This is a genomic window from Streptomyces sp. NPDC051173, assembly GCF_040689515.1.
Classification (GTDB): domain Bacteria; phylum Actinomycetota; class Actinomycetes; order Streptomycetales; family Streptomycetaceae; genus Streptomyces.
Window position 1 is genome coordinate 12,633 of the sequence record NZ_JBFBBD010000011.1, and the last position, 12,786, is coordinate 25,418.

Consider the following 12,786-nt stretch of genomic DNA (forward strand, 5'->3'; position numbering starts at 1 on the left):
GCAGGTATTGGACGCCAACGCGGGGTCGGGGGAGGCTCGTTGCAGCGTGCGGGCAGCGGCTCGCCGACATGTGCGTACGGATGCGTACGGAAAGGAAGGCGCATGTTCCTCGCCTATGTGGTCATCACCTCCGTGACCGTCCTGGCCAATGCCGGCATGGCCATGGCGGACTTCTCCCGGGCCGGGTTCGTCCTCACCAACTCGGCCGAGGTGGCCCTCCCGCCGTCCTGGCTGCCATGGCTGGCCACGCTCAAGGCCGCCGGGGCGGCCGGGCTCCTGCTGGGGCTCCTGGGTATCAGGACCGTCGGAGTCGCCGCCGCGGTGGGACTCGTCCTGTTCTTCATCGGAGCCGTCGTCGCGCACGTCCGCGCTCGCGTCCACCGCAACATCGCTTTCCCGGGCGGATACTTGGCGCTGGCCGTGGCGTCCCTTCTCCTCGCCGTCGCGCGGTAGACGCCCGGAGGCGAGAGCCGTCGAGGGAAATTGAGGAGCGCCGCGAGGGCGGCGGGGAATACCGTCCCCCCATGACCTCTCCCTCACGTATCCGTCCGCCCTATGACGCCGACGAGCGCGCGCAGTTGATCACTTGGCTCGATATGCAGCGGGCGATCGTCCAGTGGAAGTGCGAGGGGCTGTCCGCCGCGGACGCCCACCGGTCCCTGGTGCCGACCTCGCCTCGGATGACGGTCGCGGGCCTCGTCTCGCACATGCGGTGGGTCGAACACTGCTGGTTCGAGGTCATGCTCATGGGGCGGCCCTCGACGGGGAGCCCCCTCTTCGACAAGGAGACCGAGGACGCCGAGATGCGGGTCGAGGGCGTCCCGTTGGAGCGGTTGGTCCAGGAATACCAGGCGCAGTGCGCCGTCTCGGACGAGATCATCGCGGCCCACGCGCTGGACGACACCGGGCGGCAGAAGGACTTCCGGGCCGGGGCCGCGACCCTGCGCTGGATCCTGATGCACATGATCGAGGAGACCGCGCGGCACGCGGGTCACCTGGACATCGTCCGGGAACTGCTCGACGGCGGTAAGGGCTACTACTGAGCCCGGCGCCACCGCCCTGCCGTCGGCAGGGCGGTGACCACGGTGACGAGGCCGTACGTCAGGGCGGCGAAGCCGTCGTCCCCGGTCCCGGGGGGCGGTGAGGGGCCGCGGTGAGGGAGCGTGCCCTACCGTTCCCCGGTGAGGGCCGCGTACGCCTGGAGTTCGTCCGGGCGGTGGCTGTCGGTGTCGATGCGCAGGGCGGCGAAGGGCCCGGCGAGCCCCGCGAGGCGGGGCACGGAGCGCAGGGTCAGCCGGTCGCCGGGTGCTATCAGTCCGTCCATCACCGCCTCCACCAAGAGGTGGTTGAGCTGGACGAGGAGCCGGGCGACGGTGACGGAGGCCGTGGCCACGTACAGCTCGCGGTGGACCGGCGGACGGCCGCCCGGGCCGTCCGCCGGTGGTATCTCCACCGTCGTCGGCTGCCAGGAGCCCAGTGCGCGGGGGCCGTCGAAGACCTTGAGCAGTCTGCGCAGTGCGGTCGTGCTCCCTTCGGGGGCGGGGCCGAGCCAGGCCGCCGAGCCGTCCGGGGCGATGTGGTCGAAGGTGAAGCGTTCCCGGAGGTTGTCGGGCCGGCCGGAGAGGAAGACGGTCCGGGTGAAGGCGTGCTGCCAGGGTGCGCGTCGTTCCGGCGGCACCGACAGGGCGAACCGGCAGGTCTCGCGCACCCAGTGCGGCAGGTCGAAGCGGCTGACGACGGAGACGGCCAGGGCCGCGTCGGTACGGCCGGGCGCGCCGGGGTCGGCGATCTCGGCCTTCGCGGCCCGCAGGCCCTCAGGGGTGGTGAGGTCCAGCCGTGCGGCCAGCTCCGGGCGGGCGGCCCGGACGCGCCGTGCCGCTTCGGTGAGCAGGAGTTCGGGGGACAGGGTCATAGGAACACCGTGGAGAGGAGCTCGCGGTCGGGGGCGGGGCTTCGCTTGCCGAGCAGGGACGAGGTCAGCCGGTAGGGGTCGATGTAGGTGTGCTCGCGCCGGTGCCTGCCCAGGGCGGCGACCATCGCGTCGTGGCCTGCCGCCGGGGCGGTGGCCGAGCGGTCGAGCAGGCGCTCGGCGCGGGTGAGGCACTGGCGGAGCAGGTCGTGGCGGAAGGACTGCTGCTGTCCCGGGCCGAGGGTCGCGATGAAGTACAGGCGCATCCCCAGCCGGCACACCTCGGGCTCGTGGTCGGCGCTCAGCGAGCGCAGCAGGGCGGCCACGGTGTGGCTGTGCCAGCCGCCGTGCCGGGCCGAGAGGATCTTTCCGTCGATGGGCACCCGGCCGATCGGCACGCGGTGCACGGACGGGCCCGCCTGGCCCAGCACGCGCTCCAGCAGCTGGTAGTCCGGGTCGAGTTCGTTGTCGTAGAGGAACACGACCTCGTCGTACCGGGGGGCGAGCGGCATGAGCTCGCGCAGGGCGCAGGCGAGGTAGTTGGGCCGTCCGTCCGCGGAGACGATCTGCCGCAGGGGCAGGCCGTACCGGGTCGCGTCGAGGTAGACGGGACCGCCGAGGTCGCGCTGGTCCAGGCCCATGCCTGAGGCGACCAGCCGCTCGATCATCTCCTCCAGCGCGAGGCCGGGCGGCTGGTGTTCCTGCAGGCCGGGGTCGTGCAGGCCCAGCCGGCCGTAGTGCCCGGCCCACAGGCCGAGGACCCGCGCGGCGGCCGGGTGCACCCAGCCGCCGCTCTCGACGGCCTCCGCGTAGGGCCGCAGCGCGGCGGCCTCCGGGCGGCGGCCCTCGGCGCGGTAGCCGACGTAGAACTCGCCGATCTCCTCCTCCGTGAGCGCGGAGTAGTCGGCGTCGCCGTTGGTGCGGTCGAGGTACTCCCAGAAGCCCAGTGTCTGCTCGGTGGGGTGGTAGGTGGTGTGGCTGAACCGGTAGGTGACATCGGCGAGGTGTGCCGTGGCCCGGTAGAGCGCGTCCGCCCAGAACAGTCCCTTGAGGTGGCTGGGGGTGAGCGGCTTGGACGGGGTGATGGTGACCGGTGCCACCAGCACCCGCGGCCGGGCCGCGGCCGCGCTCCCCGGCCGGTCGGTGGCCCCGGCCGGTGTGCGGTCGTTCAGGGTGGCGGTCGGCACGGTCAACGGCGCTGTCCGTGGACGAAGAACACTCGGCGTACGTCCTTGACGTGCCGCTCGGGCACTGGGTCCGGCCACCGGTCGTACGACGCCTGCGGCTCGCCGGGCTGCACGGCCTCGGCCTCGTAGCCGTGGCGGGCGAAGAGTTCCTCGGGCTCGTCGGTGCCGGACACCCAGGGGCAGCCCCAGCGCGCGAAGACGTCCAGCAGGCCCTTCATCTGGGGAAGGGTGAGGGCCGCCTCGTTGACCATGTCGGCGGCGATGCGGCTGCCGGGGGCGGAGAGGGCGGCGACGCGTGCCAGCAGGCGCTCGATGTCCGCCTCGGGGAGGTAGTAGAGCAGCCCTTCGAGCAGCCAGGTGGAGGGCAGGGCGGGGTCGTAACCGGCTGCGAGGAGGCTCTCCTCCCAGTGGTCGTCGGTGAGGTCGACGGCGACGGCGCGGCGGTCGGCCCGGGGCTCGGCCTCCCCCAGCCGGTCCTCCTTGAAGGCGAGCACGGCCGGCCGGTCGAGCTCGAAGTAGCGTATGTGCGCGGGCCAGTCGAGGCGGTAGGCGCGGGAGTCCATGCCGGCCGGGGCCAGGACGATCTGCGTCATCCGCTCGTCCGCGGCGGCCCGCTGGAGGTAGTCGTCCAGGAAGCGGGTGCGGATCGCGTTGTAGTCGGGGGTGCTCGGCAGGGTCTTGGGCCTGTCGGGCGGGAACGTCGCCGCGCGGACCTCGGCGAGCAGTTCCGGTCCCGTCTCGCCGACGAGCAGGGCGGCGTACGGGTCGTCGTAGAGGCGGTCCTCGCGGGCCGACTCGGCGGCGCGGAGGGCGGCGGTGAGCAGAGCGGTCCGCTCGACGGGGTTCAGGAGCTCGGTCATGTCGTGGGGTCTTTCGTCAGGCCGATGTCGTACGGGTCAGGCGCTGCCACAGGCTCTCGTCCTGCCGGAACAGCCGGTCCTTGACCTGGGTCGGGCGGATGCCGCTGCCCACCGCCTCGTGCCAGTCGCGGTGGAAGGCGTCGGTGTCGAGCAGCCGGAGCGCCGGGGCGGTGAGGCGGCCGTCGGCGCGGGCCGCCGCGTACTCCGCCGACTCCTCGGCCAGGGCCGTGTCGAGCAGGGCGGTGAAGCGCTCGCACTCGGCCGTGTGCCAGGGGCTGCGGGGCGCCACGGCGAAGGTGTAGTGCTGCCCCGTGCCGGCGGTGGGCTCCACCCGGCAGGCGATGTTGCGCAGTTGGAGGCCGGTGCGGGAGAGCGTGCCCCGCAGTGCCCGGATGACCTGGGCCTCGCGCAGTCGCTCGCCGACCGCGTCGGAGCGGGTGTTGCGGCCCGCGTACTCGACGCGGGGCACGCCGTCCACGTGGTCGAGGACGCGGACGACGTCGCCGACCGCGTAGCGGTACAGCCCTCCGACGTGGCTGAAGACGACGTGGTAGTCGCGGCCGGCCTCGAGCTCGTGGGGCAGCAGGGTGGCGGTGTCCGGGGAGAGGTCGGCCTCGGCGGGTACGAACTCGTACACGGCGGCGGACGCCACCAGGCCGCCCGCGGAGGGGTGCCGGTCCAGGGCGACGCCGACGGGTCCCTCGGATGCTGCCACGGGCGCGGGCAGCGCGCTGACGCCGACGCCGAACTCCTCCCGCAGCGCGGGCATGTACAGCGACGCGACGCCGGTGGTCCAGCAGAACAGGGCGCGGACGTTCGGCCACACGTGGGCGGGGCGGACGGTGCCGAAGTAGTCGGCCAGTTCCTCGAGCTGGGCAGCGCGCGCCGGGTCCGGGGCGCGGTGCGGCACGCCGCCGAGGGTGCCGTCGCGCACCTCCTTGACGATGCGGGGCCACCACAGGTTCAGCTGGTACGGGACGGCGGCGACCATCGCCGGGTTGATGCCGATCAGGCAGCGCACGTCGCTCTGCACCGCGAGCCGCAGCCGGAGGTACATCTTCTCCAAGTGGTCCCCGGGAGCGACGTCGACCGGGAGGGTCGCCCAGGGTGCCCTGGTGCCGAGTTCGGCGGAGAGCGACTCACCGAACTTCTCGCCGAAGTCGACCTGGCTGGCGCCGACGTGGGGGCGGCCGTTGGCGGTCGTGGGAGGGGCGGACAGCGGGTCGTGCTTGAGGTTGAGCACCGCGTCCGGCCGGTCGAGGATCTCGGGGTAGGTCTCCACCAGCGGCGCCCAGGCGGCGTAGTAGAAGGGGAAGAACGTCGTCTCCATGAAGCGCTGGGTGACGGGGATCTTCTTGTGGGCACCGGTGCTGCCGCTGCTGGTGAAGTAGACGACCGGCGGGTCCGCCGAGAGCAGGTTCCGCTCCCCTGCCGCCATCCTCTCGATCAGGGGGGCGTGGGCCGCGTAGTCCTGCACGGGAACGGCCGCGCGGAATTCGTCGATCGTGCGTATGCGGTCGAATCCGTGCTGCTTCCCGAATTCCGTGCCGGCGTTGAAGCGCAGCAGGTCGCTCAGGACGGCCTGCTGCTGTCCCGCCAGATCGGCCTGCGCCGCGACGAGCCGCTCGCGCTCGGCGAGGACCCGTGCGCGGTAGCGGTCGCCGTGCCCGGGGTCTCCCCAGACGGTGTTCGCGTTCACGGGGCGAGCACCTCCAGCACCGCGTCCGCGGCCCGTGCCGCGCTGGGCTGCTCCTTGATCACTGTCACCGGCAATTCCCGTACCTCTTCCAGCATCAGTTTCCGAAGGCTCTTCTGGTAGTTCTCGAAACCGAACCACTGGGGCCGGGTCCCGAAATGCTCCAGGGGGTTGAGCCGCGCCCCGTTGTCGCTGCGCCGCCACGCGGATTCGGGTGAGACGTCGAGATAGACCACGCGCTCCGGCTTCGGGAAGGAACGCCACCAGGAATACATGGGGCTCTCCTCGATCCCGGCGAGCCGGCACTTCGCGAGAATCTTGTAGTAGTAGGAGTCGACCAGGACGGGAACTCCCGGTTCCTGGGCCTGTATCCGGTCCTTGAGATGCACGACCGCGGTCTGGAGCAGGCTCGCGAGGAAGTCCACGGAGTACGCGTCACCGAGGGCGGGGAGCACGTCGTCGACCACGTTGCGGCGCAGCTGGGTCACCAGCGCGTGTTCGGGGCCGACGAACGCGCTGTCCGTCGACAGGGTCCGCCACGTGGGCAGCCTTTCCGAGAGCTCCGCCATGACCGACGACTTTCCCGCACAGTCGGGTCCGAGCAGCACGGAGAACTGAAGATTACTCATTCCGCTTTTCTCTCCTGCCGGCTCATGAGGGCACCGACGCCCGATCCGTTCCGGCCGATGTATCAGTAGTGGCCGGTCTTGTTGATCACAGCCTGCACCGGGCCGGGGCACCCCGTATCGTGGGGACCCCCCGAGAACGACCACGAGATTTTCCCGATCCGGTTGCGCCGGTGGGATCGAGGCACTTCCGGATGTACGGATCCGGGGCGCACCGGGCCGTACGGGCGTCAGCCGGCCCGCTCGGAAGCCGCCCGCTCGGAGGCGGGGGCCGCGAGCGTCTGGTGCAGCTCCCCGCGCCCGCTGATGCCGAGCTTGCGGTAGACCGCGCTGAGGTGTGTCTCGACGGTGCGTGTGGTCAGGTGCAGCCGCTCGGCGATCGCCCGGTTCGTCTCACCGGCCGCCGCGCGGTCCGCGACCCGGCGCTCGCCTTCGGTCAGCGCGGTCGTCCCCGTCGCGCGGCGCGTCCTCGGCCGCGCGCCCGCCGCGCGCAGGCCCCGCCGCGCGGCGCCGGCGACTCCGAGCGCGCCGCATCGTTCCGCTTCCACGAGGCAGTCGGTGAAGGTGACCCTCGCCGCGGCGAGGCGGCCGTGCCGGGTCTGCGCGGCGCCCAGGCCCAGCAGGGCGTTGGCGAACTCCAGCCGGGCGGGCGAGGGTTTGAGCACCTCGACGGCCTCGTGCAGCAGCTCCATCCCCCGGCTTCCTCCCGTGCTCGCGCCGAGGGCGTGCAGCGCGGCGCCCAGCGCCCGTGCCGTCCCCCAGCGCCTGGCGTGCTCCAGGGCCTCCTCGGCCAGTTCCAGCGCCGCGCGGTGTTCGCCGAGTTCCGCGTGGACGTGCGCGGCCGCGGTCCGCCAGGGCAGTATCACCGGGTTCTCGAAGCCGGCGGCCGCGAGCCAGCGCCCGGCCGAGAGCATCAGGTCGAGGCCGTCCCGGACGTCGCCCTGCGCGACCCGGGCCCGTGCGCACTGGAAGCGGACGTAGGACGAGAGGTAGTCGGCTTCCCGGGGCGCGGCGACGATGAGCTCCGCGGCCATCCGGACCGCGGCCTCGGTGTCGCCGCGTTCGTTGAGCACGGTCAGCTGCACCGCCATCGGCGCCGTCCGCAAGGCCCCCCACTGGCCCGGGGGCAGCTGGGCGGAGAGCTCCTCCCAGGACCGTGTGGCGTCGTCGAGGCGGCCGGCCAGCAGGGTGATCACCGAGCGCGTGTCGACCAGGTCCGCCGGTCCGGAGAGCGTGTGCGCGCGCTGCGCCTCACGGAGCGCGGCGTCGCAGTGGCGGCCGGCCGCGTCCAGCCGGTCGGTCACCGCGAGCGCGAAGACGGCCCCTTGGCCGAGATGCCCGGCCAGTTCCTCCGGGGTCTGCGGCAGGGCCCGTCGGGCGAGCGCGGCGACCTGATCGGCGGGGACCCCGGACAGGGCCGCCGCGAGCGCACACGGGGCGAGCACGGCCCGCTCGCCCGGCGTCCGCCCGGACAACTCCTCGGCCATGCGGTCCAGTTCGGTCCGGGGGACGTTCTTCGTGCCGCTGAGGAGCACGTTGCCGATCCTGAGCCCTTGGAGGCGCAGGGAGATCTCGCGGTCCGCGGGGGTCAGCTCGTCGGCCAGCCGGTCGAGCAGGGGGACGACCTCGCCACCGCGGCCCACGCGCGTGAGGACCGCGCACAGGGCGCCGGCGACGGTGGCCTTGCCGGCCGGTTCGGTCATGTCGTCTATGACGCGGGTGAGTTGCCGTATCGCCGCCGCGGGCCGCAGGTGCGACTCCGCCAGGCCGAGCCGCATCCGCACCGTGGTGCGCTCGTCCGGGGGGAGCGGCTCGGCGAGTGCGCGGCGCAGGCAGCGTGCCGCGCTCTCGGGCGCGCCCTGCCGGACGGCCTGGTCGGCGGCGGCTATGAGGGTGCGCGCGACCCAGGGGTCGGTGGAGGGGTCGCTCGGGACCAGATGGGCGCACACCTGGTCCAAGGAGGCTCCGTCGTCGAACAGCAGACGGGCTGCTTCGGCGTGCCACGCGGCCCGTCGCGGGCCGCCGAGGTCCCGGCAGAGGGCTTCCCGCACGAGCGGGTGGGTCCATCGCAGCTCCGGGGAGTGCGTCAGCAGACCGAGGCGGCGCAGCTGGTCCTCGGCGAGGTAGCCCTGCGCGTCGTCGAGCCCGGCGAGCCGCGCCGGGGTGCCGGCGTCGTCGCTCTTGCCCAGCAGGGCCAGGGCCACGGCGAATTCACGGGTCCGGGGCCGCAGGCCCGCCAGCCAGTCGGCGAGGAACTCGGCGTACAGGAAGGTCGTGCGCTTGGGCAGCTCGCCGGAGGAGAGGGCCGCGGCCTCCACGCGGCCGCTCTCCAGGGCCATGACCAGGGCGCGGAGCAGCAGCGGGTTGCCACCGGTGAGCCGGTGGCAGGACCGCACCAGCTCCGGGACCGGGTCCTGGGCCCAGACGTGCCCGAGGAGGTCCGCGACGCCCGGCTCGGTGAGCGGTTCCGGCCGGAGCGTGCGGCAGTTGGCCGCGAGGGAGAGTGTCGTGAGTTTGTCGCTCGTCTCGTCGCCACGGTGGGTGAGCACGACGAGTGCCCGGGACCGGGTGAGCTTGCGTATCAGGTAGTGGATCCAGCGCAGGGAGGGGGCGTCGGCCAGTTGGGCGTCGTCCACGACCAGGACCACGGGCGTCACGGCCGCGATCCGGAGCGTGAGCCAGTAGAAGCCGTGCAGGACGGGCAGCGGGTCGCCCTCGGGGGCGACGGCCGCCCCGGTGTGCGGCACGGTGGACAGCACGTGCGTCGCCGGTTCGGCGGGCCCGGCGAAGGCCCGCTCCGCCCGCTCGGGCCCCCACTCGGCGACGACCGGCTCGAAGAGCTGGCGCACCACGCCGAACGGAACCTCCCGTTCCGTCTCGTCGCAGCGCGCGTGCAGCACCAGGGCGCCGTCCCGCCCGGCCCTGCGGGCGAACTCCTCGACGAGGCTCGTCCTGCCCATGCCCGCCGCACCCTCGACGAGCACGACCCGCGGCTGCCCCCCGGCAGCCAGGCGCGCCTCGCGCTCCAGTACGGCCATCTCGTCTTCCCGCTCGAACAGGTCCACGCGCTCCCCTCCCGGACGGCCGCGTCCCCCGACCCCGGCCCGTCCAAGATCATAGTGTTTGGGTCCGACTACACCCTTGAGGATGTCCGGCTTGTGCGCGTTGGCCGGGATCCGCGGTCACGGCCGCACCCAGGAAGATGATCTTGAGGGTGCGGGGGTTGCCCGGACCGCGGGCACCGGGACCGGGGAGACCCGTGCCTTCCGATCGGTCTGCAAAGGTCCCGTCCGCACGGCGCCGCACCCGCCGGTGCGGGCACGCGACTTGATCGTTTCCGGCCGCAACGCAAGCCCCGGATCGGGTGAGCCACCACGCCGGAGTGAATCGCACAAGCACCTGGACGCGCCTTCGCCGTGCGACTGCGGGGCGATTGACACCGCCCCGAACTTCCGCGCGACGAAACGCCCTCCGGGGGCCGTGACGCCCCCGATCGGGGGTCGTTTTCCCGATCACTCGTCCGATCCACTGTCAACGAGGAGGCGCAGTGCTTCACCACCAGGACTCCCTCTCGAACACCACGGGGGTGCGTTTGCGATTCGAACACGACAGCCGGCGGCCGCCCGCCCGGGGCAGCTCGGCGACCGGTGCCGGGAGGCCGGCATGAGCCCGCTGCCGCAACTCCGGTGCGTGATCGACGTCATGGTCCTGCTGCACAGGGACGACGGACGGGTGCTCCTGCTGCGCCGGCCCGGGGGCGGCTTCACGGACGGCCTGCTGGCGCCGCCCGGCGGACACGTCGAGCGTGGCGAGACGTTCGTCGACGGCGCGCTGCGCGAGGTCCGCGCGGAGGTCAGCGTGGGCATCGATCCGCTGGACCTGGAGTTCTGCCACCTCATCCACCACCGGGACCCCGGAGGGGAGGACCGGGTGGGCATCGCCTTCACCGCACAGCGGTGGTCGGGGGAACCACGGAGCGGGGAGCCGCGGAAGTGCTCCGCGCTGGTGTGGGCCGACCCCGCCCGCCCTCCGGCGGACTGCGCGCCCTACGGCGCCGCCGTCCTTCGGCAGTTCGCCCGCGGGGCACTGATCTCCACCGACGGACCGTGACCGGCGCCCCGGCGGGAGGAGCCCGGGCCTCCCGCGCCTCCCGCCGGGGCGGGCACCGCCGCCCGGAACGCCCCCGTGGTCTCGGTCATACAGCCATTGAAGCCGACCACTTACAGTGCTCTGGATCATCAACTCCCCACACTGAAAAGGGCGTTTCATGGCGATCACCCGCAGATCCGTACTCAAGGGCTCATCGGCCGCGGCGGCCCTCTCGGTCGTCGGTGCCCCCGGGGAGGCGGCGGCCGCTCCGGACGCCGCGCAGCCCTCCGCCGGGCCGCTGTTGCAGTCCAAGCCGCACCGGGTGGGGGCGCCCGGTGTACTGGGCGTGCACCTGCAGTTCGGCACGGACCCCTCCTCCGCGATGACGGTCTCCTGGATCACCCCGCAGTCGGTGCGGCGCCCGCAGGTGCGGCTGGGCTCGCCCGACGGCGGGCACGGCCGGGTGATCGACGCCGAGACGAAGACGTACCGCGACGGCCTGTCGAAGGAGGAGGTGTACGTCCACCACGCCCGGATCACCGGCCTCCGCCCGGCGACCACCTATCTCTACACGGCCGGGCACGACGGCGCGCACCCGGAGAGCGGCTCGTTCACCACGGCGCCGCGCGGCCGCGCCGCGTTCACCTTCACCAGCTTCGGCGACCAGGCGACACCCAACCTGCGGCGGGTGATCCACCTCCCGGACGGCGTCCCCTCCCCCGTCAACCGCTTCCCGCTCCACACCAGCAGCCAGGTCGGCTCGCCCGCGTCCGCCGACATCGTCTCCGCCGTGGAGCGGGTCGGCCCCCTCTTCAACCTGGTCAACGGCGACCTCTGCTACGCCGCCATCGCCGGCGTGTGGGGCATGAGCCGGGCGGCGACCTGGGCGGACTGGTTCATCGGCAACAGCCGCTCCACCCGGCTGCGCCCCTGGATGCCGTGCGCGGGCAACCACGAGAACGAGAAGGGCAACGGCCCCATAGGCGCGGCCGGTTACCAGACGTACTTCGCGCTGCCGGAGTCGGCCGCCTCCTCGGACGAGGAGACCCACGGCATGTGGTACGCCTTCACCGTCGGCGCGGTCCGCTTCATCAGCCTCGCCAACGACGACGTGGCGCTCCAGGACGGCGGGGACACGTACATCCACGGCTACTCGGGAGGCGCCCAGCGGCGCTGGCTGGAGCGCGAGTTGAAGGCGGCCCGGTCGGACCGGGGCATCGACTGGATCGTGGTGTGCATGCACCAGCCGATGATCTCCAGCACCCGGTCGGCGGGCAGTGACCTGGGCATCCGCGAGGCGTGGGGTCCGCTCTTCGACCAGTACGGCGTCGACCTGGTGGTCTGCGGGCACGAGCACCACTACGAGCGGTCGCACCCGCTGCGCGGCACGCTCCCCAACGACACGCGCACCCCGATCCCCGTGTCGACCCGGACCGATGTGATCGACACCGGCAAGGGCACCGTCCACATGATCATCGGCGCGGGCGGGAACATCGCCACCACGCAGGACGACATGTTCGACACACCGCAGGCCCGGGTCCTCATGGGCCTGAGCGACAAGACGACCCCCTCGGGCCACAAGGACCCCGTATGGGTCACCGAGGACGCCCCCTGGGCAGCCGTGCGGGACCACAAGTACACCCATGGGTTCGCCGCGTTCGACGTCGACCCCGGCGACCGGAAGACCGGGCGCACCAGTATGCGGGTCACCTACTACACCTTCGACGGGCCGCACGGTGATCTGACGCCGGTGGACACCTTCACCCTGGAACGCCCGCGCACCGACGCCCGCTCCTGAACCGGGCGCGGTCCGGCCGCCGTACCTCGTAGGACTGTACGGCGGCCGGACCGCGTCACCGAGGGCGCGTCGCCCGGGCGGTCACAGCCAGCTGACGCGGGCGCTGCCGACCGGCTCGTCACCCGGCGCCACGGCGAGCTCCCCCGCCCACACGCCGTCGAGCAGGCGCCGGACGGCGTCCACGATCTGCGGTACGGCCGCGCGGAGACCGGCCGGGTCCGTCGGCGCGATCTCGTCCGGGGACAGCCCGATCTCCTCCAGCAGGGCGGTGACGTCGGAGAGCTTGCCGGTCAGCCACGACACGGGGTCGGCGGACAGCTCCTTGACGAACACCCTCCGGCCCGGGCTCCAGCCCTGGAAGTTCGGGTGGTGGTGCGTGCGGTCGAAGCTCCCGGGCGCGGAGTCCACCGACTCCAGCAGGTCGACCCGCCAGAGCGGCCGGTCGACCGTGATGGGCCGGGCGGAGTAGATGCTTCCCTTCAGCTCACCGCGCCCGAGGATCCGGAGCTCCAGCCGGACACCCCGTTCCGGGCTGTCCTGTCCTGGCTCCGGATCGGGATCGACGAAATAGAGGTCACTCACCACGACGCCGATCCGCTCGAAGCCGAATGCGTACAACAC

Annotated in this window: 11 protein-coding genes; 4 read left to right on the plus strand and 7 right to left on the minus strand. The window is 72.8% G+C overall.

The window, feature by feature from the left end; all coding sequences use genetic code 11:
- Nucleotides 1-102 precede the first annotated feature (102 nt).
- The gene (locus tag AB0435_RS09425; RefSeq protein WP_366007869.1) at nucleotides 103-453 is read left to right on the plus strand and encodes a DoxX family protein; all 351 of its coding nucleotides are present in this window, start codon (nucleotides 103-105) and stop codon (nucleotides 451-453) included.
- A 71-nt stretch (nucleotides 454-524) separates the two neighbouring features.
- The gene (locus AB0435_RS09430; RefSeq protein ID WP_366007870.1) at nucleotides 525-1,043 is read left to right on the plus strand and encodes a DinB family protein; all 519 of its coding nucleotides are present in this window, start codon (nucleotides 525-527) and stop codon (nucleotides 1,041-1,043) included.
- Nucleotides 1,044-1,168: 125 nt separating this feature from the next.
- Here the strand turns inward: AB0435_RS09430 and AB0435_RS09435 are convergent, their stop codons facing one another.
- From AB0435_RS09435 to AB0435_RS09460, 6 genes are all read right to left on the minus strand, one after another.
- A complete protein-coding gene (locus AB0435_RS09435) occupies nucleotides 1,169-1,912 on the minus strand; it encodes a DUF6182 family protein (RefSeq protein WP_366426577.1) in 744 nt (247 codons plus the stop codon).
- Nucleotides 1,909-3,096, minus strand: coding sequence for a hypothetical protein (locus AB0435_RS09440; RefSeq protein ID WP_366007876.1), 1,188 nt, complete (start codon nucleotides 3,094-3,096; stop codon nucleotides 1,909-1,911). The genes AB0435_RS09435 and AB0435_RS09440 overlap by 4 nt, the downstream gene beginning before the upstream one ends.
- 2 nt (nucleotides 3,097-3,098) lie before the next feature.
- Nucleotides 3,099-3,956 carry an SAM-dependent methyltransferase gene (locus AB0435_RS09445; RefSeq protein WP_366007872.1) on the minus strand — a complete coding sequence of 286 codons (858 nt, stop codon included), beginning with the start codon at nucleotides 3,954-3,956 and terminating at the stop codon, nucleotides 3,099-3,101.
- 16 nt (nucleotides 3,957-3,972) lie between these two features.
- Nucleotides 3,973-5,655: a GH3 auxin-responsive promoter family protein gene (locus tag AB0435_RS09450; RefSeq protein WP_366426578.1), complete on the minus strand. Its 1,683-nt coding sequence runs from the start codon at nucleotides 5,653-5,655 to the stop codon at nucleotides 3,973-3,975.
- Nucleotides 5,652-6,281, minus strand: a complete 630-nt coding sequence (locus tag AB0435_RS09455; protein WP_366007874.1) for a hypothetical protein — start codon at nucleotides 6,279-6,281, stop codon at nucleotides 5,652-5,654. Before AB0435_RS09455 ends, AB0435_RS09450 begins: the two co-directional genes overlap by 4 nt.
- Before the next feature lie 227 nt (nucleotides 6,282-6,508).
- Nucleotides 6,509-9,343 carry an AAA family ATPase gene (locus AB0435_RS09460; RefSeq protein WP_366426579.1) on the minus strand — a complete coding sequence of 945 codons (2,835 nt, stop codon included), beginning with the start codon at nucleotides 9,341-9,343 and terminating at the stop codon, nucleotides 6,509-6,511.
- A gap of 598 nt (nucleotides 9,344-9,941) precedes the next feature.
- Here AB0435_RS09460 and AB0435_RS09465 point away from each other — a divergent pair.
- Both AB0435_RS09465 and AB0435_RS09470 read left to right on the plus strand, forming a co-directional pair.
- Nucleotides 9,942-10,388 carry an NUDIX domain-containing protein gene (locus AB0435_RS09465; protein ID WP_366008204.1) on the plus strand — a complete coding sequence of 149 codons (447 nt, stop codon included), beginning with the start codon at nucleotides 9,942-9,944 and terminating at the stop codon, nucleotides 10,386-10,388.
- Nucleotides 10,389-10,545: 157 nt separating this feature from the next.
- On the plus strand, nucleotides 10,546-12,165 hold the full coding sequence (locus tag AB0435_RS09470; protein ID WP_366008205.1) for a metallophosphoesterase family protein: 1,620 nt from the start codon (nucleotides 10,546-10,548) through the stop codon (nucleotides 12,163-12,165).
- An 81-nt stretch (nucleotides 12,166-12,246) separates the two neighbouring features.
- Here the strand turns inward: AB0435_RS09470 and AB0435_RS09475 are convergent, their stop codons facing one another.
- Nucleotides 12,247-12,786, minus strand: coding sequence for a hypothetical protein (locus AB0435_RS09475; protein ID WP_366008206.1), 540 nt, complete (start codon nucleotides 12,784-12,786; stop codon nucleotides 12,247-12,249).

Coding starts and splice junctions, on each gene's coding strand:
- AB0435_RS09425 (WP_366007869.1), top strand. CDS start 103: ATGTTCCTCGCCTATGTGGTCATCACCTCCGTGACCGTCCTGGCCAAT.
- AB0435_RS09430 (WP_366007870.1), top strand. CDS start 525: ATGACCTCTCCCTCACGTATCCGTCCGCCCTATGACGCCGACGAGCGC.
- AB0435_RS09435 (WP_366426577.1), bottom strand. CDS start 1,912: ATGACCCTGTCCCCCGAACTCCTGCTCACCGAAGCGGCACGGCGCGTC.
- AB0435_RS09445 (WP_366007872.1), bottom strand. CDS start 3,956: ATGACCGAGCTCCTGAACCCCGTCGAGCGGACCGCTCTGCTCACCGCC.
- AB0435_RS09455 (WP_366007874.1), bottom strand. CDS start 6,281: ATGAGTAATCTTCAGTTCTCCGTGCTGCTCGGACCCGACTGTGCGGGA.
- AB0435_RS09465 (WP_366008204.1), top strand. CDS start 9,942: ATGAGCCCGCTGCCGCAACTCCGGTGCGTGATCGACGTCATGGTCCTG.
- AB0435_RS09470 (WP_366008205.1), top strand. CDS start 10,546: ATGGCGATCACCCGCAGATCCGTACTCAAGGGCTCATCGGCCGCGGCG.